The sequence below is a fragment of the Pseudidiomarina terrestris genome (genome assembly GCF_030466375.1).
Lineage (GTDB): Bacteria > Pseudomonadota > Gammaproteobacteria > Enterobacterales > Alteromonadaceae > Pseudidiomarina > Pseudidiomarina terrestris.
In genome coordinates, this window is record NZ_JAGGJE010000001.1 from 960,763 (window position 1) to 985,049 (window position 24,287).

The window sequence follows — 24,287 nt, forward strand, 5'->3', positions numbered from 1 at the left end:
CTTGTTGGGATGCGGTTTTTTTTCGCGTAGAGTGAGACTATGCATTTAATGCAATCCAATTTCATCGTTTATGCTGCACAGGGAGCAACCATATGACCGCAACGACAAAACCTGCCTACCGACGCATTTTACTTAAGCTAAGTGGCGAAGCATTAATGGGCGATGAACCCTTCGGCATTGATGCCAAGGTCCTTGACAGGATGGCCCACGAAATCAAAGAGTTAGTGGAACTTGGTGTGCAGGTCGGTTTAGTCATCGGTGGTGGCAATTTGTTCCGCGGTGAAGGCTTAGCCAAAGCGGGCATGAACCGGGTTGTTGGCGACCATATGGGTATGCTGGCAACCGTCATGAATGGTCTGGCCATGCGTGATGCGCTGCATCGGGCGTTCGTCAATGCGCGGTTAATGTCTGCGATCGAATTGAATGGCGTCTGCGACAGCTACAACTGGGCGGATGCGATAAGTTTATTGAAGTCTGGTCGCGTAGTGATCTTCTGCGCCGGTACTGGAAACCCATTTTTTACAACTGATTCTGCAGCTTGTTTGCGCGGTATCGAAATCGAGGCGGAGCTGGTTTTAAAAGGTACCAAAGTTGATGGCGTCTATTCTGCTGATCCAAATACCGACAGCAATGCACAACTCTATCCGCAAATCAGTTATAATGATGTACTGCAACAACAGTTAAAAGTGATGGACCTTGCAGCATTTACTCTGGCACGCGATCATAAATTGCCGATCCGCGTTTTCAATATGAACAAGCCAGGCGCTCTGCGCGCAGTGATTATGGGCTCCGAAGAAGGGACCTTGATTGCCAGCGACGAAATGCTGGAACGGTTGTCATCAAGAATTTAAAAAAGGGAAAGCACTGTGATTAACGAAATTAAACAAGATGCCAAGCAACGTATGGAAAAAACCGTGGAAGCGTTGCGCTCACAAATCTCAAAAGTCCGTACAGGGCGTGCACACCCAAGTATTCTGGATAGCATAACGGTGAATTATTACGGTACTGAAACACCGTTGAAACAGCTTGCTAATATTACTATCGAAGATTCGCGTACGCTCGCTTTGACCGTTTTCGATAAGGGCTCCAGCGCTGCAGTTGAAAAAGCGATCATGACCTCGGATCTAGGTTTGAATCCTGCTTCAGCAGGAGCTGTGATTCGTATCCCATTACCAGCTCTGACAGAAGAACGTCGCCGTGATCTGGTGAAAATCGTGCGGGCAGAAGCAGAACAAGGCCGCGTCGCCATTCGTAACATTCGCCGTGATGCCAACAGTGATCTGAAAGAACTGTTGAAAGAGAAAGAAATCACTGAAGATGACGAGCGTCGTGGCAATGATGAAATCCAGAAGCTGACTGATACCTACGTAGCTAAAGTCGATGAATTGTTAGCGAATAAAGAAAAGGACTTGATGGAAGTCTAAGTTACCGCTTTACATCTCATTGGTTCCAGGCGCCGTGTTCGGTTACACTCGCACGGCGTTTTTATTTTTACGGCAGCGCGAATGGATAACATTGACTTCGAACAAATTAGACTACCCAAACATGTCGCTATTATTATGGATGGTAATGGCAGATGGGCGCAGCTGCGCGGAAAACATCGCACCTTTGGGCATAAAGCAGGTGCTGATGCCGTGCGTCGTGCAGTCACCTTTGCCCGACAAAAGGGTATCGAGTCACTGACTCTGTTTGCCTTCAGCAGTGAGAACTGGAAGCGGCCGCCACAGGAAGTGTCGGTGCTCATGGACTTGTTCTTTACCGTACTGAAGCGCGAAGTAAAAAAGCTCCATAAGCACAATGTCCGCTTACGCATTATCGGCGATAAGCAAGGCTTCTCGGAGAAATTGCAGCAGCGCATCAATGATGCTGAACAACTGACTGCCGCCAATACTGCCTTAACTCTCAATATCGCTGCTAACTACGGCGGGCGCTGGGATATTACTCAGGCTGCAAAGCAGTTGGCGGCAGCTGTACAAGCGGGTAAGCTAAGCAGTGAGGCTATTACCGAAGAGATGCTCGCTAATGAACTCTGTCTGGCGGAGCAGCCGGCTCCGGATCTGCTGATCCGAACTGGCGGCGAACATCGGGTGAGTAACTTTTTATTATGGCAACTCGCCTACGCTGAGTTCTACTTCGCTGATGTACTTTGGCCTGACTTTGATGAGCAAGCTTTTGCTCGCGCAATCGCCGATTTTAGCTGTCGCGAACGACGCTTTGGTCTTACCAGCGAGCAAGTGCAGCAAGCGATTCTCGATACTGACGTAACTTCTGGGGAGTAAGCGTGTTAAAACAACGTCTAATAACAGCTCTCATTCTTCTGCCCCTTGCATTGTACTGTGTCTTTGGTCTTGCACTTGAGTGGTTTGCAGTGGTCATCACCCTGGTGATGGCAGCTGCTGCGTGGGAATGGTCACCTATTATGGGGCTTAAGCGCCCGGTAAGCCGTATTGGCTATACGCTGTCGGTGGTGGTGGCACTTGCCGCTTTGCAATACTGGCTGCCGCTTTCACAGATCTGGCAAAACCAACAGCTGCATCCAGTTTATTTCTGGCTGATGGTCGCGGGTGGACTGTGGTGGGCGGTTGCTACCTTGTTAGTTCTGAACTACCCAAACAGTCGTCGTTTATGGTCAAGAACACGCTCTATTGTTGGCGTGTTTGGCTACCTTACCTTGATCCCTGCTGCAGCTGGCATGTTTGCCGTACGTTCATTGAATTATCAGACTGAGCCTTTATTCGGTGGCTTTGTGCTGTTATTTATTCTGTTACTGGTATGGGCGGCTGACGTCGGCGCTTATTTTGCTGGTGTGCGTTATGGCCGCAATAAGCTGATGCCAGCGGTGAGTCCCGGTAAAACCATGGAAGGCCTATGCGGCGGTATTGCGTTAGCGTTTGTGGTCATGATGGTGGTCGCACAATGGGTACAGGTACCAGCATCTCAATACAGCGGCTTTTATTTCACCGGACTGCTAACGGTGGTGGTATCGGTGTTTGGGGATTTAACCGAAAGTATGTTCAAGCGTTATGCCGGGGTGAAAGATAGTGGCTCTTTGCTACCAGGCCATGGCGGTATACTTGATCGTATCGATAGCCTGACCGCGGCATTACCTGTCTTTACGCTTGCCTATTTGTGGTTGTTAGTATGATGCACAAGCTGTGTTTGCTCGGTGCCACGGGCTCGATTGGAACAAGTACACTGGCTGTTTTACGCGAACAACCGGACCGCTTTCAGTTAACCGCAGTCACTGCCCACCGCAATGTTGAACAGATGCGCACTATTTGCGAGGAATTTCAGCCTGAGGTTGCGGTCATGGTGGATGAACAGGCCGCACGGGATCTGGCTGAGGTACTTAAAGGTCGTGCTACGCAGGTTTTAAGTGGCGCGCAAGCGGTCGCCGATGTTGCTGCAGCGAGTAACAGTGACACTGTGATGGCGGCCATTGTTGGCGGTGCTGGTCTGGTACCTACCTTTGCAGCAGTAACCGCGGGTAAGCGCGTATTACTGGCAAACAAAGAAGCACTGGTCATGTCCGGGCAACTCTTTATTGATGCGGCGGCGAGTAGCGGCGCACAAATCCTTCCCGTTGACAGTGAACACAATGCTATTTTCCAGTGCTTACCGGCTGAGGTGCAACAACAACTTGGCCATTGCGATCTGAGCGCAGCGGGGATCCATAAGATCCTGCTGACCGGCTCCGGCGGTCCTTTTCGTGAGCTGCCCCTGGCAGAGCTGGCTGCACAAACGCCGGCCGCAGCCTGTGCGCATCCGAACTGGGACATGGGACAAAAGATCTCGGTTGATTCAGCAACCATGATGAACAAGGGGCTCGAGTACATTGAGGCCCGCTGGTTATTCAACTGTAATGAAGCGCAGCTGGATGTCGTACTGCATCCGCAAAGCGTGATCCATTCTATGGTGAGCTACAAAGATGGCTCGGTGTTGGCGCAAATGGGCCAGCCGGACATGCGTACGCCTATCGCGCACTGCCTGAGTTTCCCTGAGCGCATCGAGAGCGGTGTAGCACCCCTTGATTTTCTGAGTATAGGCCAGTTGAATTTTGCGGCCGCCGATAGCGCGCGTTATCCGTGTTTGGAGCTGGCTATGCAAGCCTGTTGGCAAGGTCAGTGGGCAACAACCACACTCAATGCCGCCAACGAAGTTGCCGTTGCAGCCTACTTAGCTGGACAGATCAAATTTACTGGCATTGCCAGTGTATGTCGCGCGGCGCTGGAACAGATCCAGCAAGGTAATAATGCGGTTGCGTTGAACTCCATTGCCGCAATCTTGTCCTTAGATGAGCAAGCACGTGCCATTGCGCGTGAACGAATTAAACAGGTTGAAGCATGCTAGATATTATTTGGTCGCTAGGGGCATTCGTTGTCACTCTAGGGGTACTGGTGACCTTTCATGAGTTTGGTCATTTCTGGGTTGCCCGCAAGTGCGGTGTTAAGGTACTGACATTCTCAGTAGGCTTCGGTAAAGCGTTCTGGCAGCGGACGGGCAAAGACGGCACTGTGTATCAGCTGAGTCGTATCCCCTTGGGTGGCTATGTACGTATGCTCGACGAGCGCGTTGATGACGTTAAACCAGCAGATCGCGACAAAAGCTTTAATTCAAAGTCCGTCGGGCAACGTGCAGCTATTATAGCCGCGGGACCGGCAGCGAACTTTCTTCTCGCGGTGGTTGTGCTCTGGGGCATGTTTGTCATTGGCGTGCCATCGGTCAAACCTATGCTGGGCAGTGTTACGCCGAACTCAATCGCCGCCCAGGCTGACTGGCCAACACCTGCTGAAATTATCTCAGTGAATGGCTCGGAAACGGAAGACTGGCAACAGGTGAATCTGGCCTTTGCGTCGGCCTTAGGTGAAGACAAAGCAACCGTCACCGTGCGCGATGAGCAACAGCGTACGCGTACCTTAACTCTGGATATCAGCTCATGGCGACTGGGCAATGAACAGATGCCGACTTTTATGGCGCTTGGCTTGCAACCCTACCAGCCTGAAGTCTTTACAGAGTTAGACTATGTTCAGGAGAATTCACCCGCTGCAGAGGCAGGACTGCAGGAAGGTGATAAAATTGTCGCCTTTGACGGAACTCTCATGAGTGATTGGTCTCAAATACGAGACGCAATTCTGGCGGTACCTGGCGCTGAAGTGGAGATGACAGTTGAACGCCAGCAGGTGGAACAGACGATTCAGGTCACCATCGGCGAACGTGAAGTCAATGGGCAAACTTATGGTTATCTAGGAGTGGAGCCGCGTCGTGAAGCTTACCCGGAAGCATATCGATTTGTGCAACAATACGGTATAGTGGACGGCCTAGTGAAAGGCGCTGAACGCACCTGGGAATTAATGGTTCTCAGTGTGAAGATGATTGGCAAATTAATAACCGGAACAGTATCGGTCACGAACTTAAGTGGCCCGGTAGCTATCGCAGAAGGAGCCGGTGTATCTGCGAGCTACGGATTGGTTTACTTTTTAGGGTTTCTCGCGCTAATCAGTGTTAATCTCGGTATCATTAATCTGGTACCATTGCCGATGCTTGATGGCGGGCACTTAATGTTCCTCGCGATTGAAAGTGTGCGCAAGAAAGAGGTCTCAGAGCGAGTCCAGGAGATTAGCTACCGAATTGGTGGCGCACTGATTTTTGCACTGATGGCAATTGCGATTAGCAATGATGTTTTACGATTGCTTCGGTGAGAATAAATTTACAATAAACAAATAAGTAGCACAGAATGACGTTGAAAAAGCTATTTTTAAGCGCCCTTGTAGCGGGCGCCGCATTACCAGCCTACAGTGCTGACGAATTTGTCGTAGAAGATATTCGGGTTCGCGGTTTACAGCGTGTGGCTTTAGGCGCAGCTTTAACCTACATTCCAATTCGCGTAGGCGATAGTATCGACAGTGAGAATATTCAGACATCAGTTCGCTCGTTGTATTCGTCGACTCACTTCAATGACATTGTGGTTCGTCGGGTTGGCGACACACTGATTTTTGAGGTCACTGAGCGTCCTACAATCAGCGCCATTGAGTTTGACGGTAACAAAGACATCAAAGATGAACAGCTGGTCCAAAGTTTGACGGATCAGGGCATCATCGAAGGTGAACCGCTTGATTTGACTACTATTTCCAGCATCGAAACGGGGTTAGAAGACTTTTACCATTCGATCGGAAAATACAGCGCCGAAGTCAACGTTAATATCATCAAACTGCCACGTAACCGCGTGCGCCTGGAAATTGATTTCGACGAAGGTGAGTCTGCGGAAATCCAACAAATTAACATTGTTGGTAACAGTGTATTTAGCGATGAAGAACTCTTAGCTAACCTGGAGCTTAAAGACCGGTTGCCGTGGTGGAATTTCCTCGGTGTGCGTCAGTATCAGAAACAACAGCTTAGCGGCGATTTGGAAACCTTAGAGTCGTTTTATAAAGACCGTGGTTACCTGACCTTCCAGCTCGAGTCTGTACAGGTGAGCATGACTCCGGATCGTTCTGGTGTTTATATCACCCTGAATATCGACGAAGGCGAGATCTTCAATGTGCGTGAGACGCGCGTGATGGGTGATCTCCGTGGCCAGGACGAAGTCGTTAAACGCTTGACCAAAATTGAACCAGGCACGCGCTACAGTGCGGCCCAGGTGACTTATCTTGAAGAGCTGGTAGCTAAAGTTTATGGCCGTTATGGCTATGCCTACCCGGAAGTCCGGGCCATTCCAGAGCTCGACAGAGAGACCAAAGAAGTTGATTTGATCTTCTCAATTAACCCGGGTAAACGCGTTTACGTAAACCGTATCAAGTTCCGCGGCAACAGCGTTACCGAAGATGAAGTTCTGCGTCGCGAAATGCGTCAGTTTGAAGGTTCTCCGCTGAATGACGAACTTGTTGAGCAAGGTAAAGTGCGCTTAGAGCGTCTGGGCTTCTTTGAAACTGTCGAAAGTTCAACCAACCGTGTAAGCGGCCGGCAGGACCTTGTTGATATCGAGTACCTGGTCAAAGAACAACCCTCTGGCTCGTTTAACTTCATGCTGGGTTATGGCGATTACTCAGGACTGCAACTTGGCGTTGGCGTGTCGCAGGATAACTTTCTGGGCACAGGTAACCGGGCGGCAATTAACGTCAACACCAACCGTTTTAATAAATCCGTTAGCTTGTCCTACATGGACCGTTATTTCACCAAAGATGGCGTGAATTTATCCGGCCAGATGTTTTTGAGTGAGTTTGATGCCGGACGCCAGGAGAACCTGATTCGCTACAACACGAAACGCTTAGGTGTTGGTGGCAATCTGAGTTTCCCAATCAACGAGGTTTCGAGTCTAAGTTTCGGCGCGATGGCACGTCGTGAAGAAGTGACCAACGTCGAAGGTTATGAACAGGTGAAACGCTTCTATCAACCGTACCTGGATACTCAGGATCCAAATTCGGGTGTGGCCTTTGACATGTTCTCGCTGGAAGCGGGCTGGCAGCGCGTTACTCTGAACCGCGGAACTTATCCGACGGCCGGGACCTCAAACAGAATTAATGCCGAAGTCACAGTACCAGGCAGTGATATCCGTTACTTCCGGGTCAGCTATGATTTCAAACATTACTTACCTATTACCAAAGACCACAGTTTTGTGCTCTTAACGCGCCTGAACGTTGGCTACGGTAACGGTTATGGCTCAGATGATAAGGGCAATGATTACATTTTCCCATTCTATGAGAACTTCCGCATCGGTGGTAATGACAGCTTACGTGGCTTTGAAGCCAACACCGTAGGTCCGCGTGCGGTTTACCGCTACCCTGACACAATCACAGGTCCACCGAACTATTATGGTGTGCCCACGGATTTGCCAGTCGGTCCTGGTGCTGATACTTTAGCGGTAAGCCAATACTCAGTGGGCGGCAACGCCATGTACACTGGTGGTATTGAATTAATCGTACCAACGCCTTTGGTCGGTGAAGAGACGAAAAACTCAGTTCGTACCAGTATCTACGTTGACGTAGGTAGTGTCTGGGATACTGAATTCCAATACGAAGAGTTCAGCCAGTTACAGCGAACAGGTAACACTAACTTCCGGTTGTACGACTTTAGTTCACCGAGTTTATATCGGGCGTCTGCAGGTATCGCCGTACAATGGCTATCACCTATGGGACCTTTGACCTTTGCTCTGGGGCGTCCGATCAAAACCTATGATGGCGACCGTACGCAAAGCTTTAGTTTCAACTTTGGCACGACTTTCTAAGAAGCATAAACGAGTCGGGCTATTACATTTTGAATGACAGGAGTATTCACGTGAAAGTATTAATGAAAACGACAGTTGCTGCAGCAATCTTATCAACGGCATTTTTTGCCAACGCTGCTGAAGCACAGCAAAAAATTGGCGTAGTAAGCATGCAAAATGTTTTGCAACAGCTGCCACAAACTCAGCAAATCTCTGCGCGTCTGCAAGAAGAATTTGCCAGTGATTTCGCCGAATTAGAAAAAATGACGACCGAACTTCAAGGCCTGCAGGAAAAAGCTGAGCGTGACGCACAAATCATGTCACCGACCGAGCGTCTGCAACTGAGCCGTGAAATTGAACTGCTGGAAACTCGCCGTCAGCTGAAGTACAAAGCTTTGCGTGAAGACAGCGAGCGCCGTCAGCAGGAAGAGCGTAACAAACTGATGCGCGATATCGTTCGCGAAGCACAAGCACTTGCTCAAGCGCAAGGGTATGACATGGTCTTGAACGATGGTTCAGTGCTTTATGCAACTGAAGCCTTAGACCTGACCAATGCTGTGCTGCAAAAAATGACGGCCGGAAACTAAGAGCAATGCAGCAACAAACACTGCAACAATTGGCATCCGTCATTGATGCCGACGTTGTCGGCGATGAGCAACAGCTCATCACCGGCGTTGCAACTCTTGCCTCGGCTCAGTCGGGGCAAATTGCATTTTTGGCCAATGAAAAGTACCGTGCCCAGCTTGAATCAACAAAAGCCAGCGCAGTGATCGTCGCGCCCAATGTTGAGCTTCCTGCAGGGTTATCTGCTTTGGTCACCAAAAATCCTTATGCGGGTTTCGCTAAGATTGCACAACAGCTTGATACCACGCCAAGAGCTGCCTCAGAAGGTATTGATCCTTCCGCGCAAATTGCGACAACGGCACAACTTGGAACGCAAGTTGCGGTCGGGCCGTTGACCATCATCTCCGACCATGCCGAGATTGGTGATAACGTGCAAATCGGAGCAGGCTGCTACATCGGTCCTGGCGTAAAAATTCAGGCAAACACTAAAATCTGGCAGCAAGTTGTGATCTATCATGACTGTGAAATTGGCGCAAACTGTCTGGTGCATAGTGGCGTAGTGATTGGCGCTGATGGTTTTGGTTGGGCGAACGAAGCCGGGAAATGGGTGAAAATTCCACAACTGGGGCGCGTTATTATCCATGATCGTGTCGATATTGGTGCCAATACCACTATTGATCGCGGCGCTCTGGACGATACCATTATCAGCAGTGGCTGTATCATCGATAACCAATGCCAGATCGCGCATAACGTCTTTATTGATGAAGATACCGCAATTGCGGGCTGCACCGTATTGGCGGGTAGTTGCCGCATCGGTAAACGTTGCCTGATTGGTGGTGCGACAGCGATCAACGGTCACATTGAAATCTGCGACGATGTGCAAATTAGCGGGTTTTCTATGGTGATTAAAGCTATCACTGAACCTGGTGTTTACGCGTCCGGGATTCCGGCTGCGCCGCATCGCGAATGGCGCCGTAATGGTGCGCGGTTCCGCCAGCTTGATGATCTGTTCCAGCGCGTGAAAAAAATCGAGAAAAAACTCACCGATTGAACTTTATAATTGGAGATCCAATTTTGTCTGTCTCTGACTCAGCTTTTAATATTCAAGAAGTCATGCGCTTATTGCCGCATCGTTATCCTTTCTTATTAGTGGATAAGGTGGTCAGTTGTGATGCGCAGACTAAAATTCATGCAGTGAAAAATATCACTGTAAATGAAAACCTGTTTACCGGGCATTTTCCGGGAAATCCTATTTTCCCCGGGGTCTTGATTCTGGAAGCTTTAGCTCAGGCAGCAGGTTTGCTTGGCTTTAAAATCACCGAAAGCAAGCCGGGCGCGAATGACCTATACTTGTTTGCAGGCGTTGATAACGCACGGTTTAAACGTCAGGTTTTACCGGGTGATGCACTGCATTTACACGTCACGTTTGAGAAAGAACGACGCGGTATCTGGGTGTTCAAAGGACGCGCCGAAGTCGACGGCGAACTGGCTTGCAGTGCCGATATCATTTGCGCGAGAAGAGAAACTTAAGTGATTCATCCTACAGCGATTATTGATAGTAAAGCGAGTATTGGCAATAACGTTGAAATCGGTCCCTACAGCATTATCGGGGCCGATGTTGTGATTGGCGATGACTGTTGGATTGGTCCTCATGTTGTGTTGAAAGGACCAACGGTTCTGGGCAAAGGCAACCGCATTTTTCAGTTCGCTTCTGTGGGCGAAGATTGCCAGGACAAAAAATACAATGGCGAGCCCACCCGGTTAGAGATTGGCGATAACAATGTTATCCGGGAGTCGGTCACGATTCACCGGGGCACCATACAAGATCAGAGTCTGACGCGAATCGGCAGCAATAACCTGTTGATGGCTTATGTGCATGTGGCGCACGACTGTATGGTCGGTGATAACGTGATTCTTGCCAATAACACCACACTCGCCGGCCATGTGCATGTGGGGGACTGGGCGATTCTGGGTGGTTTTACCGGCGTTCATCAGTTCTGTCACATCGGTGAGCATGCCTTCACTGCAGTCAACTCTGTGGTGGTGCAGGATATTCCTCCCTACGTGATGGCCCAGGGGCACAACGCCGTGCCACGCACGATCAATAGCGAAGGCCTGAAGCGCCGGGGCTTCACTAAAGAACAAGTGATGACCATAAAGCGTGCTTATAAAACCCTTTACCGACAAGGTCTGACGGTCGACGAGGCGGTGCAGGAAATGCAAAGTTGGCAGGCCAGCGAGCTCGATGACTTCATCCGTTTCGTCCAGCAAAGCTCACGCGGTATTATTCGTTAAACTATGGGCAAAAACACACCTTTACTGATCGCGGTGATTGCCGGAGAGCATTCGGGCGATCTGCTTGGTGCGGGATTGCTGCGCGAGCTTAAGCAGCAGCATCCGGGCGTGCGCTTTATCGGCGTCGGTGGTCCTTTAATGGAAGCTGAAGGCTTGCAAAGCCTTATCCCCATGGAGGACCTTGCTGTGATGGGCCTGGTCGAGGTGCTTGGCCGGCTGCGGACCCTGCTCAATCACCGTAAGCGCTTAGTGGCTACTTTTCTGGAACAAGCTCCGGATGTTTTCATCGGCATCGATGCGCCTGATTTTAACTTACCTATCGCCAGGCGTCTGAAGGCACACGGTATTGCCACAATGCATTACGTCAGTCCCAGTGTCTGGGCCTGGCGACAGGGGCGAATTAAGGGAATTAAAGCCAGTGTCGATCACGTTCTATGCTTACTGCCTTTCGAGAAAGAGTTTTACGACAAACACCGTTTAGCTGCTACCTTTGTAGGTCACCCACTTGCTGATAGCATCCCCATGCACTGGGATCGGCAGCAGGCGCAGCAGGAGCTCGCGCTTAAACTGAATGAGAAAAAACATGTGATTGCACTGCTGCCGGGTAGTCGTGGCGGTGAAATTGCCCGCTTAGGTCCGGTATTTTTGCAAGCTGCGCAGCTGTATTTACAACGCCATCCCGACACCCTGTTCATAAGCCCAATGATCTCTTCAGCTCGTGCTGAGCAGTTCCGTGCCATGCAACAACAACTAGCACCTGAGCTACCCCTGCAATTGCTGGACGGACAGTCGCGCAAGGCCATGGCTGCTGCCGATGGACTCGTGCTGACCTCAGGCACGGTGACCCTGGAAGCGATGTTGATTAAACGGCCGATGGTGGTCGCCTACCGCTTCAGCTGGTTAACCTTCCAGATCATGCGCCGTATGTTTAAAGCCGCTTTTTTCAGCCTGCCTAATCTGCTGGCCGGGCGTGAACTGGTACCTGAGTTACTGCAAAGTGATGTCAATCCAGACAGCATTGTACAGGCATTGGAAAAGCAACTGGACGCCGCCGACCATGGCCAACTATTGCATACCTTTACCAAGCTTCATACCGACCTGCAGCGTGATGCTGATGCAGTCAGCGCAAGGGTCGCTCTGGAACTGGCGCAATCCTCTCAAAGTTCGAATTAATCGAACGTAAACCCCATTATTTCGCACTAATCATTCCATTTGTCACCAGCTATACTTAGGGTTCACAGATAAAAGAGGTGAACAATGGGCTTATTAGTTGATGGAAAATGGCAGGACAAATGGTACGACACCGAGGAAAACGACGGCCGCTTTGAACGCAGCGAGTCGCAGTTTCGCAACTGGTTAAGTGCTGATCCTGACGCTGAGTTTCCTGCAGAATCCGGACGGTATCATCTGTACGTGTGTTACGCCTGTCCCTGGGCACATCGGACGCTGATCTTCAGAAAACTGAAGGGCCTCGAAGAACATGTTTCAATGTCTGCCGTACACCCACTGATGCTGGAGAATGGCTGGGAGTTTGGCGATGACATTCTCGCTGATCCCTTGTACCAGCAAGACTACCTGTATCAGTTGTACCTACGTGCCGATGATAATTATAGCGGCCGGGTCACAGTGCCGGTGTTATGGGATAAAAAGAAGCAGACCATTGTCAGTAACGAATCGGCGGATATTATCCGCATGTTTAATAGTGCCTTTGACAGTATCACGGGCAATACCCTGGACTTTTACCCGCAAGCTTTACGAAACAACATCGACAGTATTAATGACAAGGTCTACGACACCATCAATAACGGCGTGTATAAATGTGGCTTCGCAACCCGGCAGAAGGCGTATAATGATGCCTATGATGAACTTTTCGCGAGCCTTGATGACATTGAAGAGCGGCTTAGCTCGCAGCGTTTTCTGGTGGGTGATCAGGTAACTGAAGCGGATTGGCGGTTGTTTACGACGCTGGTGCGCTTTGACTCAGTCTACTACAGTCACTTTAAAACCAATCAGCAACGCATTCTGGATTATCCGGCGATATGGGATTACGTTAAAGCCCTGTATCAGGTTCCTGGTGTTGCTGAGACCGTGGTGATGGACCATATTAAAACCCATTATTACGCCAGCCATACGATGATTAACCCCACGCAAATTGTTCCGCGTGGCCCGCGGCTTGATTTTAATGCGCCACATGGGCGCGGAGAGGTCTTATGAAAGCGTCAGCTAATGCGATCTTAAGCCGCCATCGTGGCATGCCTGCGCAGGATGGCGCAGGGGTAAAACTGACCCGCATCGTGAATCAACCCGGATTAGGCTATCAGGATCCTTTTCTGATGCTGGACGAATTTCGCTCGGATGATCCGAATGATTATATTGCCGGATTTCCGCCGCACCCACATCGGGGCTTTGTCACCCTGACCTATATGCTTGCCGGGCAAATGGAGCATAAAGATTCGGTCGGTAATACCGGCATGGTAAGCGCCGGTGGTGCGCAATGGATGAAAGCGGCTCGCGGCATTATTCATGCAGAAATGCCAAAACAGGAAGATGGGTTGATGTGGGGCTTTCAGCTGTGGATCAACTTGCCTGCAAAAGACAAAATGTCAGCAGCCGAGTGGGCCGACTACCCAGCTGCGAAGATCCCTCAGTTTGAGGCTGATGCCATCACTGTGCGGGTGGTCGCTGGTGAGCTAAAGACGGCCGAGGGTACGCTGAAAGGTCCGGTGCAACAACCGGAGCAGAGCTTTCAAATGCTGGACGTTCGCTTTTCACAGGCTGGGAGTTGGCAGTACACGGGAGCTGGACAACGGACACGGCTGGGTTATGTCTATCAGGGACAGGTCAGGGTTAACGGGCAAGATGTCAGTCGCGGTGAACTGGTGCGACTGGATGCCGATGCCGAACTGACGTTGCGTTCAGAGGATGCGGCTGGCATGCTGCTGCTAGCTGGACAACCGATTGGCGAACCTGTTGCTCAATATGGGCCGTTCGTCATGAATCATCAGGCTGAAATTGAACAGGCGATTCGCGATTACCAAAGCGGGAAACTGACTGCCTGAGGTGCTTATTTAACTGCCACAAGGATCCACTATGCCAAGAGTAGCAACAGGCTTCATTGCTGAGGGAGGACGCCCCCGTCAAACTGAGTTCGAGCTGGCCACGCCGGTCACTGATGAGGTTGTCATTGAAATCTCCCACAGTGGTGTTAACCGTGCGGATTTGATGCAACTGGCGGGACATTATCCGCCACCTGCCGGAGCCTCAGACATACTGGGTCTGGAGGCAAGTGGGCGGGTGGTCGCCGTTGGGCCGTCCGTGAGCCGTTTAAAAGTGGGCGACGAAGTCTGTGCCTTGTTGGCAGCAGGGGGGTACGCCAGCCATGTTGTGGTCAGTGAGCAGCAGGTGAATAAGTTACCCAAAAATATCAGCCTGGAGCAGGGCGCAGCAATCTGTGAAGCCTTCACTACAGCCTGGTACAACCTGTACGAGATTGCCGCTTTGCGAGCGAATGAGAAGCTGTTGTTGCACGCGGGTGCCAGTACTGTCGGCTTGGCCGCTTTGCAGCTCGCCGTAGCGTCCGGTAACCCGGTCTTTGTGACTGCGGGCAGTGACGAGAAAATTGACCTGTGTCGGAATCTCGGTGCTGGCGGCGGCTGGAATCGCCAGCAGGGCTCCTTTGTTGAAGCCGTCAAGGCGTGGGGCGGTGCTGATGTGATCATTGACCCTGTGGCGGGCGACTACTTAGCCGCGGATCAGCAGGTGCTCAATCTCGACGGACGTATTGTCGTGCTGGGCCTGATGGGCGGACGCATGGCCGAGCTTGATGCCGGGCGCTTGCTGATGAAGCGGCAACGCATTCAGGGCAGCACCCTGCGTAATCAGTCGTTAACGGTGAAAGGTCGTTTAATGCGCGCTCTGGAACAGCAGGTCTGGCCACTGTTGACGAGTGGCACCTGTCAGGCACGTATTGAAAAGGTTTATGCCATCGCCGAACTGGATACGGCATTGCAGCAAATTTCTGAGAATAAGACGAAAGGAAAACTGGTACTGGCCTGGTAAAAAATGGTGGAGGGGGCAGGATTCGAACCTGCGAAGGCTGAGCCGTCAGATTTACAGTCTGATCCCTTTGGCCACTCGGGAACCCCTCCACGAAGACGCCGCATCATAGCAGATTGAGGGTAGCTGTAAACCCCGCTATCATAAAAGTCTGAGTATAAATTGCCCCACAACAACAGGCTGCCTATTTTGTCGACATCAACTGCTGAATTAATCAACACCTTTCTTGAGCGCCTGTGGCTCAAGCAGGGGATAAGCAAACATACCGCGTCGGCTTATGGCACCGATTTGAAAAAGTTTTATCAGTTTTTACTCGACTTTGAGGGCGAGCATGCTGACCTGCTGAGTGCGGAAACCGAAGTTATCGAAAGTTACATGCTGTGGCGGCGACAGCAGGGCTTATCGCCGCGCAGTACAGCTCGTGCGTTAAGCGCGCTGAAAAAGTTCTATAACTATGCGGTCACTGAGCGTTTGCGGGGCGCTGACCCCACAACACGGTTACGGCAGCCGAAACAGCCGCAGGCGATCCCGCATAGTCTTGCTGAAACTGAAGTTGAAGCACTACTTGAGGCGCCTGAGTTAGCTGACCCGGTGCAGCTGCGTGATCGCGCCATGTTGGAAGTTCTTTATGCAACGGGCCTGCGGGTGACCGAGCTGGTGCACTTAACCTTTGCCCAAGTTTCCATGCAACAGGAGCTGGTACGAGTGGTGGGTAAAGGCAATAAGGAACGCTTGGTGCCCTTAGGTGAAACCGCCTTAGAGTGGCTGCAACGCTATCAGCGGGACGGGCGTCCGGCGCTGAGCTCGCAATCCAGCGAGTTTGTGTTTATCACGCGTCGCGGCGGGCCGCTGACCCGACAGGCGTTCTGGCATCGCATCAAACTCTACGCGCAGCGCGCGGATATCCGTTCGCATTTGTCGCCCCATACTCTCCGGCATGCCTTCGCCACCCACCTACTCAATCACGGAGCTGATTTAAGGGTGCTACAGATGCTGCTTGGCCATAGTGATTTATCGACGACGCAAATCTATACCCACGTGGCTCGTGAACGTCTGCAACAACTTCACGCAGCTCACCATCCACGTGCTTAAAAGTGCTGCAGCTGGAGCTATTTCGCGGTAGACTGACGGCAGAAAATGGCAGCAAAACAATTAGGAAAATTATGAAACAATTGCTAGTGGTAGCCAGTGTTATTGGCTTATTGGCGTGCAGTCCACAAGGGGTCGCACAAAACGATTCATCGAGCTTCAAGCGGCAGCATCTTGAGCGCATGGGCTTTGTCATTGAATCGGTGAATGATTCAGTTATTGATGGCGTTTATGAAGTGATTACCGATCAAGGTCTGGTGTATGTCACCGCCGATGGCGAGACCCTTATTGGCGGTCGCCTTTATGATATTACCGGCAGTGAACCGCAGAACTTAAGTGAAGCTTCAATTCGCGAAATGCGCCGCAGTGATATTGCCAAAGTCAGCGATGAGGCCATTCTTTATCCTGCCGAAAACGAAAAATACATGATCACCGTCTTCACCGATCCCACCTGTGGCTACTGTCGCCAATTACATACCAATCTTGAGCAATACCATAAGCTTGGAATTTCTGTGCGTTATCTGGCGTGGCCACGAAGCGGTTTGCAAGGCAGCGCCTATCAGCAATTAAAGACCGTTTGGTGCTCAGAGGATCAACAGGCAGCACTGGATGCAGCGAAAAACGATAAGCGCTTACCAGCCGCCAGTTGTGATGACCCCGTTGATGAACACTTTGCCCTGGGCAATAAGTTTGGTGTGCGCGGCACTCCAGCGATTGTGTTGCCATCGGGTGAAATGTTACCCGGCCTGGTGCCAGCAGAGCGACTGCTGAGTATGATGCAAAACGGTCAATAATGTTGCTGCATTGTGGTTGATTCAGCTGTCGAGATAAAACGCAGACCCGATGTCGCAAGCGACGCCTTGCCGCAGGAGATGCCCGCAATACTCCGGCAAATTCTGGCGCGCAGGGGCGTTACTGAGTTGCAGCAACTGGACTTACGCGTTCAGCACTTGCCCCATTTTAAGCAATTGCAGGACTGTGAGAAGGCCGCCGCCCGGATTTTGGAGGCGATACTCAACGATCAGGCCATTTGCATTTGTGGCGACTTTGACGCTGATGGGGCAACTTCAACAGCGCTGATGGTATCGGTGTTAAGTGCGATGGGCGCCGGTAAAGTCAGCTATTGTGTGCCCAATCGCTTTACCGACGGCTACGGCTTGTCACCGAACCTGGTGCGTGCAGCCGAGCAACAGGGTGCCCAGCTGCTGATTACCGTCGATAGTGGCATATCCTGTCATGCGGGCGTCGAGGCTGCGAATGCTGCAGGACTCGATGTGATCGTAACGGATCATCACCTTGCGGGCGCAACCCTGCCGCCGGCCTATGCCATCGTTAATCCTAATCAACCAGACTGCCCCTTTCCGGGCAAAGCCATCGCTGGTGTGGGTGTTGCCTTTTACGTGTTGCTTGCGGTGCGTGCAGCGGCACGCGAGCGCGGTCATCGCGCCGCAAAGGTGAACCTGGCTGAGTGGCTTGATCTGGTGGCGCTGGGCACCGTTGCCGATGTCGTGAAGCTGGATGGCATTAACCGCATTTTGGTGCAACAAGGGCTGCAACGGATTCGTAGCGGGCATTGTCGGCCCGGCATTCAGGCCTTGCTGGCGGTAACCCAGCGTGATCCCAGTCGCTTGCAGGCGAGCGATTTAGGCTTTGCCTTAGCGCCACGCATTAACGCCGCCGGGCGGCTGGATGATATGGGAGTCGGTATTGAGTGTTTGCTGTGTCAGAATTACAGTCAGGCCGAAGCGCTGGCGGCACAGTTGAACGAGCTCAATGGTCAGCGCCGTGAAATCGAAACCGAGATGCGCGAAAGCGCGGCCCACTATGTGACTCAGTTGCAACTCGATAGTACCGAATTACCCGTGTTGCTAGTTTTGCATCAGGAAGACTGGCATCAGGGCGTCATTGGTATTGTCGCGGGTCGGGTAAAGGAGCAGTTCCACCGGCCGACCATTACCTTTGCCAAAGGGGATGATGGACTGTTGCGCGGTTCCGCAAGATCGCTGCCGGGTCTGCACATGCGTGACCTGCTGGAGCGGGTACACAGCCTGGAACCGGACTTGATCACGCGCTTTGGCGGGCATGCGATGGCAGCAGGTTTATCCTTACCACCAGAGCACCTGGAGCGGTTTCGGGACTGTGCTGAACGCGTTGCCACTGAATGGCTGGATGAGCAGGACTTGCAACGGCAGATCTGGAGTGATGGTGAACTTGATGGCTCCTGTTTCAGCGTGCCTTTTGTCGAGCAACTTAATCATCTGGGACCCTGGGGTCAGGGTTTTCCGGAACCCAGTTTTGACGCAACTTTTGAACTGGTGCAACAGCGTATTGTCGGTCAGAAGCATCTGAAGTTGGTGCTGCGCTCCGCCGACGGTATCACCATTGATGCTATTGCTTTTAATGTAGATACTCAGGTGTGGCCAGATTTGGCCATACGCGAAGCCCATCTGGTGTATAAATTGCAATTAAATCACTTCCGCGGTCGTACCAATGTGCAACTGTTGGTGGAGCATTTACAGCCTTTACGGTAAAATGCCGCCCTTTGCATTCATCAATGGACGAGCTGAGACTCACTATGTTTGAAACCAATGCCACCTACGTTGCCATAAAAGAGATGCGTGAGCGCAGTGAAGCGCTTCGGGGGTATCTTTGACTACGCTCAAAAAGTTGAGCGATTAGAAGAGGTTACCCGAGAACTGGAAGACCCGTCAGTGTGGGAAAATCAAGAACGTGCGCAAGCGCTGGGGAAAGAGCGCGCGGCGCTGGACGAAGTGGTAGAAACTTTAAACCAGCTCGCTCAGGGGCTGGACGATGTCGAAGGCCTGGTGGATCTTGCCGTTGAAGCGGAAGATGAAGAGACCTACAACGAAGCTGTTGCAGAACTTGAACAGTTAGATCAGCAGCTGGGCAAACTTGAGTTTCGCCGAATGTTTTCAGGCGAACAGGATGCCGCGGACTGTTACCTGGATATTCAGGCCGGCTCCGGTGGCACAGAGGCTCAGGACTGGGCCAATATGTTGTTGCGGATGTATCTGCGCTGGGCCGAAAGTCATGACTTTAAGGCTGAGCTAACAGAACTTTCTGAGGGTGATGTGGCCGGTATCAAATCGGCGACGGTTCGCGTGCAGGGTGACTATGCCTACGGTTGGCTACGCACGGAAACCGGCGTTCATCGGCTGGTAAGAAAGTCGCCGTTTGACTCAGGTAACCGCCGGCACACCTCGTTTGCATCGGTTTTCGTTTATCCGGAAATTGACGACTCGATTGAGATCGAAATCAATCCGTCAGATCTGCGGGTTGATACCTACCGTGCCTCAGGTGCCGGTGGTCAGCACGTCAACCGAACGGACTCCGCCATCCGTATTACGCACGAGCCGACAGGTATTGTGGTGCAGTGCCAGAGCGATCGGTCACAACACAAGAACCGGGATGCGGCCATGAAGCAGTTGCGCGCCAAACTCTATGAGTTTGAGCTGCAAAAACAGCTGGCGGAAAAGCAGGCGCTGGAAGATAGTAAGTCGGATATCGGCTGGGGCAGCCAGATCCGCTCGTACGTGCTGGATGATGCGCGCATTAAAGATTTACGGACCGGTATTGAAAATCGCAACACTCAGGCTGTGCTTGATGGTGCACTGGATCCATTTATCGAAGCAAGCTTGAAGTCGGGACTCTAATCCCGGTTCTTTACTGAACATTAAGATTACTGCAAACCTAAGAAACTACAGGATTTTGACCATGACAGATAAAACGCAAGGCAATGAAGTTGTTGATGTTAACGAACAGATTGCCCAACGAAAGGCGAAATTAAAAGCTTTGCGTGAGCGCGGTGTGGCGTTTCCTAACGATTTTCGTCGTGAGCATCTTGCTGCTGAACTGCATGCTGAATTTGATGATGTAGAAAAAGAAGAACTGGCAACTAAAGGGATCCGGGTGGCAGTTGCCGGCCGTATGATGACCCGCCGTATTATGGGCAAAGCCAGCTTTGCGACCATCAAAGATATGTCCGGTCAAATCCAGTTGTACGTGGCGCGCGATAATCTGCAAGAAGGGTTTTACAACCAGGAATTCAAAAAGTGGGATCTGGGTGATATTGTCGGTGCCACCGGTACCTTGTTTATCACCGGAACGGGTGAGCTGAGCGTGCAGGTGGATGATATCCGTCTGTTAACGAAAGCCCTGCGTCCTTTACCTGATAAGTTTCATGGCCTGGCCGATCAGGAGATCCGTTATCGCCAGCGTTATCTGGATCTGATCACCAATGACACATCCCGGCGTACCTTCATTGTGCGCTCGAAGGTGGTGGATTATATCCGCCGTTTCTTAACTGAGCAGCAGTTCCTGGAAGTGGAAACGCCGATGATGCAAACCATTCCTGGTGGCGCTGCCGCACGTCCGTTCGTGACGCATCACAACGCTCTGGATATGGAACTGTACCTGCGTATCGCACCCGAGTTGTATTTGAAGCGCCTGGTAGTGGGTGGCTTTGAGAAGGTCTTTGAGATTAACCGCAACTTCCGCAACGAAGGTCTGTCGACCCGCCACAACCCTGAATTCACCATGCTTGAGTTTTACTGGGCCTATGCAGACTTTAATGATCTGATGGACCTGACCGAAAGCATGCTGCGTGGCATGACCAAAGAGATTTTAGGCTCTCACCAGTTTACCAGTGAAGGCGTTGAGTACGATTTCAGCCAACCCTTTACCCGTATGACAGTGAACGAGGCGATTTTAGAGCATTTGCCTAGCGCAAAAGCTGAACAGCTGGCCACTCTTGAGGCGGCGACAGCACTGGCTGAAGAACTCGGAATCACAGTGAAAAAGAACTGGGGACTGGGTAAAGTTCAGATTGAGATCTTTGAGGCTGTTGCCGAACACAAGTTGATTCAACCGACCTTTATCACTGCATACCCGGCAGAAGTTTCGCCCTTAGCGCGTCGCAACGACGACGACCCGCACATCACCGACCGTTTTGAGTTCTTCGTCGGTGGGCGTGAACTGGCGAACGGTTTCTCGGAGCTCAATGATGCCGAAGATCAAGCCGAACGTTTTCAGCACCAGGTTGAGCAAAAAGAAGCAGGTGATGACGAAGCTATGTTCTTCGATGAAGACTACATCACCGCCCTGGAGCACGGCTTACCGCCGACGGCGGGCGAGGGCATTGGTATTGACCGCCTGGTCATGCTGCTGACAGACTCGCCTTCTATCCGGGATGTTCTGTTATTCCCGCACATGCGTGTACGCAAAGACTAAGGTTTGAGCTAGTTTGAATTGAAAAAAAGGCCCATCAAGGGCCTTTTTTAGTTGCTTAAAGCCTGTAAGAAATCGTTCAGCAGTTCTTCTCGATCTTCGATACCGCACGACATCCGCAGTAAGTCGTCCGGGCAGGGGGTACCTGGACCTTCAACGCTGGCACGATGTTCAATGAGGCTTTCGACGCCGCCCAATGACGTCGCACGTTTCCAGAGCTTGGTGTGCGCTGCGACATGAATGGCGGCTTCTGCACCACCTTTGAGACGTACTGACAGCATTCCACCAAAGCCGCCCTGCATTTGTTGTTTGGCAATCTCGTGTCCGGCGAACGAGGGCAGCCCTGGGTAAAGGACTTCGGCGACGGCGTCGTGCCGCTCGAGCTGTTCGGCAATATACTGCGCATTGGTACAGGATTCGCGTACCCGTAAATGCATGGTGCGCATACCGCGCAGTAGCTGTGAAGCATCATGCGGGCTTGGCACGGCACCGCCTTGCGCGCGCACCTGGCGAATACGCTGCCAGAAAGCATCATCACGGGCTGCAATCAAAGCGCCGGCAATCACGTCTGAGTGGCCGTTGAGGTATTTGGTTGCCGAATGCATGACGATATCTGCACCTAAGCGCAAGGGCTGGCTCAGCAGCGGCGTGGCGCAGGTGGAGTCGACCGCGACTTGAGCGCCGGCGGCATGAGCACACTCCGCAATAGCCGCTATGTCGCTGATGCACCAGAGTGGATTACCAGGCGTTTCCAACCACACTAGTTTGGTTCGTTGGGGCTGCAGATGCTGTTGCACTGCTGCGACGTCGGTCATATCAATGAACTCAATTTGCAGGCCCCAGTCGGTGGCGAAATTGAGCAACCAGTTGCGTAAAGCCCAATACATCACTTTCGGCGCCAGCACATGGTCGCCCGGACGCAGGCCCTGAAAAACTGCAGTCGCTGCTGCCATGCCTGAACTGAAGACTATAGCATCCTGCCCTTGCTCAAGTTGGCATAGCAAGGCTTCCACAGGCTTATAGGTCGGATTATTATCGCGCGAGTAGACCAAACCTGTCGGGTAAGTGTTATCGGCGCCACGGATATAGGTCGTGGCGACATGCACAGGTGGCACTACGGCCTGGGTCTTCTCATCGATGTTGCCCAGAGATTGAGCCAGGGCTGTTGCGGCGGAATAGGGGTAGTTCTGATCAGATTTAGAGTTACCGGGCATAAAGACTCTCGTAAGCAACGAATAGGCTGAAGATAGTCGTTAGAGTATAGAATCGGACGGGTATTGAAAAGCACCCGGCGAAGATTTAATGGCAAGGCTGCAGATACAAAAAAAGCGCATCCGCGGATGCGCTTTCTCGCAATCAGCAAAAGCCGGGTGGCTTACGCGTGATCGTGGTCGCCGTCAGTGTGCACGTGACCATGTTCCAGTTCGCTTGGATCTGCATCACGAACTTCGACAACTTCAACGTCAAAGTTTAGCGCAGCGCCTGCTAATGGGTGGTTACCGTCGACAGTGACCTGATCATCGTTAACTTCTACGATGATAACAGACTGCTCGCCGTGATCCGTGCTGGCACGGAATTGCATACCTGGCTCAACAGGGTTGTCGCCAAACAGGTTGCGCGGTACAGTCTGGATCAGACCGTCGTGACGCTCGCCGTAAGCATTTTCAGGGTCGATGTCCGCAGTGAATTTATCGCCCTCGGATTTACCTGCAAGCGCGTCTTCGAGACCTTTAATTAACATGCCGCGACCAAAGATAAACTGCAACGGTTGACCTTCTTTTGACTGGTCTAACGTTTGTCCTTCGGCAGTTTTCACGGTGTAGTGAATGCCGACAACTTTGTCTTGGCTAATGGTTTGAGTCATGATTCATCCAATTGATAAGGCAGTGGGTAAATTTCCAGGAGACTCGCGTCATCATCTTTGATACGTAATGGTGTCGTACTTTCGATATCACTCGGAAGTACGGCTAACACATCAAGATGTTGGTCAGCACGGTTCACTGCATTTATTACCGTGCCTGCACGTCGCCAGTTTTCACCAAGCTGTTGCTCAACAGTAGCACCTGTTGAAACTTGCTTACCGTGTCCACTAAGACGAAAGAGTGCACGCTTTTGCTTGCCCAAATATTTCATTCGGGCCACCGTCTCCTGGCCGATATAACACCCCTTACTAAAACTAATGCCGTTCAGTGCCTGAACGTTAAGCATTTGGGGTACGAACTCTTGTATTGTACCTGAAAACAGGGTCGGCCGGCCACGTTCGATTTCCAGCGCTTGCCAATAGCGCAAATCGGAATTGGTCGGCAATGATTCGCCACGATTCAGACACAGGTATTGATCCGGATGGGTGCCAAGGCTCAGCACCTCGGCGTCCTCGCAATGACTGACACTGTTGCTGTCAGGAGTGCGAAGCGGCGTGTCCAGCAGTTCTGCCAGGCGGGCAGGGGCGGCGGTGCCAAATACACCCACCAGCTGGAAATCAGCGGTTGCGTCCCGGATCTCAACCTTGTTAAAGACGCCATACTTCTGCAACTGGTTTAAGGATGCTTCAAGTGAAGGTTTTGACGTCACAATCAGTACGCCATCGCGATACCGAAGGATCCGAAATACACTTAAGGCTTTGCCTTTGTTGTCGCAGTGCGCACCAAAAAGCCAATCGTTTTCAGATAGCTGAGCCAGATCACAGGTGAACTGACCTTGTAAAAAGCTTTCTGTATCAGGTCCCGAAACTTGAATTATCCCGTGATCATCCACGGAAACAGTTACGTATTCGGGAGGAGCTTTGGTAAACTCTGTCGTTAACACAATCAACCTCACTGTTTGGCGTCTATGTCAG

General features: G+C 51.5%; 23 protein-coding genes and 1 tRNA gene. 20 read left to right on the forward strand and 4 right to left on the reverse strand.

What is annotated here, in order from left to right; all coding sequences use genetic code 11:
- Positions 1 to 92: 92 nt before the first annotated feature.
- The 15 genes from pyrH (at position 93) to J6J28_RS04735 (ending at position 15,118) form a co-directional block, all read left to right on the forward strand.
- Entirely contained in the window at positions 93 to 851 is a 759-nt protein-coding gene (gene pyrH / locus J6J28_RS04665) for a UMP kinase (protein ID WP_301720154.1), read from the forward strand.
- 15 nt (positions 852 to 866) lie between these two features.
- Entirely contained in the window at positions 867 to 1,424 is a 558-nt protein-coding gene (gene frr, locus J6J28_RS04670; RefSeq protein ID WP_301720155.1) for a ribosome recycling factor, read from the forward strand.
- 81 nt (positions 1,425 to 1,505) lie between these two features.
- Positions 1,506 to 2,279, forward strand: a complete 774-nt coding sequence (gene uppS, locus J6J28_RS04675) for a polyprenyl diphosphate synthase (RefSeq protein WP_301720156.1) — start codon at positions 1,506 to 1,508, stop codon at positions 2,277 to 2,279.
- Between the two features lie 2 nt (positions 2,280 to 2,281).
- Entirely contained in the window at positions 2,282 to 3,145 is an 864-nt protein-coding gene (locus J6J28_RS04680; protein ID WP_301720157.1) for a phosphatidate cytidylyltransferase, read from the forward strand.
- Positions 3,145 to 4,350 carry a 1-deoxy-D-xylulose-5-phosphate reductoisomerase gene (gene ispC / locus J6J28_RS04685; RefSeq protein ID WP_301720798.1) on the forward strand — a complete coding sequence of 402 codons (1,206 nt, stop codon included), beginning with the start codon at positions 3,145 to 3,147 and terminating at the stop codon, positions 4,348 to 4,350. Before J6J28_RS04680 ends, ispC begins: the two co-directional genes overlap by 1 nt.
- Entirely contained in the window at positions 4,344 to 5,699 is a 1,356-nt protein-coding gene (rseP, locus tag J6J28_RS04690; RefSeq protein WP_301720158.1) for a sigma E protease regulator RseP, read from the forward strand. Before ispC ends, rseP begins: the two co-directional genes overlap by 7 nt.
- A gap of 35 nt (positions 5,700 to 5,734) precedes the next feature.
- A complete protein-coding gene (gene bamA, locus J6J28_RS04695; RefSeq protein WP_301720159.1) occupies positions 5,735 to 8,221 on the forward strand; it encodes an outer membrane protein assembly factor BamA in 2,487 nt (828 codons plus the stop codon).
- A 50-nt stretch (positions 8,222 to 8,271) separates the two neighbouring features.
- The gene (locus J6J28_RS04700; RefSeq protein WP_301720160.1) at positions 8,272 to 8,787 is read left to right on the forward strand and encodes an OmpH/Skp family outer membrane protein; all 516 of its coding nucleotides are present in this window, start codon (positions 8,272 to 8,274) and stop codon (positions 8,785 to 8,787) included.
- A gap of 5 nt (positions 8,788 to 8,792) precedes the next feature.
- Positions 8,793 to 9,815: a UDP-3-O-(3-hydroxymyristoyl)glucosamine N-acyltransferase gene (gene lpxD, locus J6J28_RS04705; protein ID WP_301720161.1), complete on the forward strand. Its 1,023-nt coding sequence runs from the start codon at positions 8,793 to 8,795 to the stop codon at positions 9,813 to 9,815.
- 23 nt (positions 9,816 to 9,838) lie between these two features.
- Positions 9,839 to 10,294: a 3-hydroxyacyl-ACP dehydratase FabZ gene (gene fabZ / locus J6J28_RS04710; RefSeq protein ID WP_301720162.1), complete on the forward strand. Its 456-nt coding sequence runs from the start codon at positions 9,839 to 9,841 to the stop codon at positions 10,292 to 10,294.
- Positions 10,295 to 11,059 (forward strand): acyl-ACP--UDP-N-acetylglucosamine O-acyltransferase, encoded by a 765-nt coding sequence (lpxA, locus tag J6J28_RS04715; protein WP_301720163.1) that lies wholly within the window; start codon positions 10,295 to 10,297, stop codon positions 11,057 to 11,059.
- 3 nt (positions 11,060 to 11,062) lie between these two features.
- Positions 11,063 to 12,232, forward strand: a complete 1,170-nt coding sequence (lpxB, locus tag J6J28_RS04720; protein WP_301720164.1) for a lipid-A-disaccharide synthase — start codon at positions 11,063 to 11,065, stop codon at positions 12,230 to 12,232.
- 84 nt (positions 12,233 to 12,316) lie between these two features.
- Complete coding sequence (locus J6J28_RS04725) at positions 12,317 to 13,273, forward strand: glutathione S-transferase family protein (RefSeq protein WP_301720165.1); 957 nt, start codon at positions 12,317 to 12,319, stop codon at positions 13,271 to 13,273.
- The gene (locus tag J6J28_RS04730) at positions 13,270 to 14,118 is read left to right on the forward strand and encodes a pirin family protein (protein WP_301720166.1); all 849 of its coding nucleotides are present in this window, start codon (positions 13,270 to 13,272) and stop codon (positions 14,116 to 14,118) included. Before J6J28_RS04725 ends, J6J28_RS04730 begins: the two co-directional genes overlap by 4 nt.
- A gap of 31 nt (positions 14,119 to 14,149) precedes the next feature.
- The gene (locus J6J28_RS04735) at positions 14,150 to 15,118 is read left to right on the forward strand and encodes an NAD(P)H-quinone oxidoreductase (protein WP_301720168.1); all 969 of its coding nucleotides are present in this window, start codon (positions 14,150 to 14,152) and stop codon (positions 15,116 to 15,118) included.
- 4 nt (positions 15,119 to 15,122) lie between these two features.
- Here J6J28_RS04735 and J6J28_RS04740 read toward each other — a convergent pair.
- Positions 15,123 to 15,207, reverse strand: a tRNA-Tyr gene (locus tag J6J28_RS04740).
- 88 nt (positions 15,208 to 15,295) lie between these two features.
- Here J6J28_RS04740 and xerD point away from each other — a divergent pair.
- From xerD to lysS, 5 genes are all read left to right on the forward strand, one after another.
- Positions 15,296 to 16,207 (forward strand): site-specific tyrosine recombinase XerD, encoded by a 912-nt coding sequence (gene xerD / locus J6J28_RS04745; protein WP_418055172.1) that lies wholly within the window; start codon positions 15,296 to 15,298, stop codon positions 16,205 to 16,207.
- Positions 16,208 to 16,278: 71 nt separating this feature from the next.
- Entirely contained in the window at positions 16,279 to 16,998 is a 720-nt protein-coding gene (gene dsbC, locus J6J28_RS04750) for a bifunctional protein-disulfide isomerase/oxidoreductase DsbC (protein ID WP_301720171.1), read from the forward strand.
- Positions 16,999 to 17,076: 78 nt separating this feature from the next.
- The gene (recJ, locus tag J6J28_RS04755) at positions 17,077 to 18,735 is read left to right on the forward strand and encodes a single-stranded-DNA-specific exonuclease RecJ (RefSeq protein WP_301720799.1); all 1,659 of its coding nucleotides are present in this window, start codon (positions 17,077 to 17,079) and stop codon (positions 18,733 to 18,735) included.
- A gap of 44 nt (positions 18,736 to 18,779) precedes the next feature.
- Positions 18,780 to 19,878, forward strand: a protein-coding gene (gene prfB / locus J6J28_RS04760) for a peptide chain release factor 2 (protein ID WP_301720172.1) whose coding sequence is annotated in 2 segments (ribosomal slippage) — positions 18,780 to 18,854 and positions 18,856 to 19,878 — 1,098 coding nt in all. Because the reading frame shifts where the segments join, the coding sequence is not laid out codon by codon here.
- Between the two features lie 61 nt (positions 19,879 to 19,939).
- Positions 19,940 to 21,454 (forward strand): lysine--tRNA ligase, encoded by a 1,515-nt coding sequence (lysS, locus tag J6J28_RS04765; protein WP_301720173.1) that lies wholly within the window; start codon positions 19,940 to 19,942, stop codon positions 21,452 to 21,454.
- Positions 21,455 to 21,501: 47 nt separating this feature from the next.
- On the opposite strand, the gene J6J28_RS04770 is transcribed toward lysS, so the two are convergent.
- The 3 genes from J6J28_RS04770 to ygfZ all read right to left on the reverse strand — a co-directional run bounded on the left by J6J28_RS04770 (position 21,502) and on the right by ygfZ (position 24,256).
- Positions 21,502 to 22,665 carry a trans-sulfuration enzyme family protein gene (locus tag J6J28_RS04770; protein WP_301720174.1) on the reverse strand — a complete coding sequence of 388 codons (1,164 nt, stop codon included), beginning with the start codon at positions 22,663 to 22,665 and terminating at the stop codon, positions 21,502 to 21,504.
- A gap of 161 nt (positions 22,666 to 22,826) precedes the next feature.
- A complete protein-coding gene (locus tag J6J28_RS04775) occupies positions 22,827 to 23,315 on the reverse strand; it encodes an FKBP-type peptidyl-prolyl cis-trans isomerase (protein WP_301720175.1) in 489 nt (162 codons plus the stop codon).
- Positions 23,312 to 24,256: a tRNA-modifying protein YgfZ gene (ygfZ, locus tag J6J28_RS04780; RefSeq protein ID WP_301720176.1), complete on the reverse strand. Its 945-nt coding sequence runs from the start codon at positions 24,254 to 24,256 to the stop codon at positions 23,312 to 23,314. Before ygfZ ends, J6J28_RS04775 begins: the two co-directional genes overlap by 4 nt.
- Positions 24,257 to 24,287 lie beyond the last annotated feature (31 nt).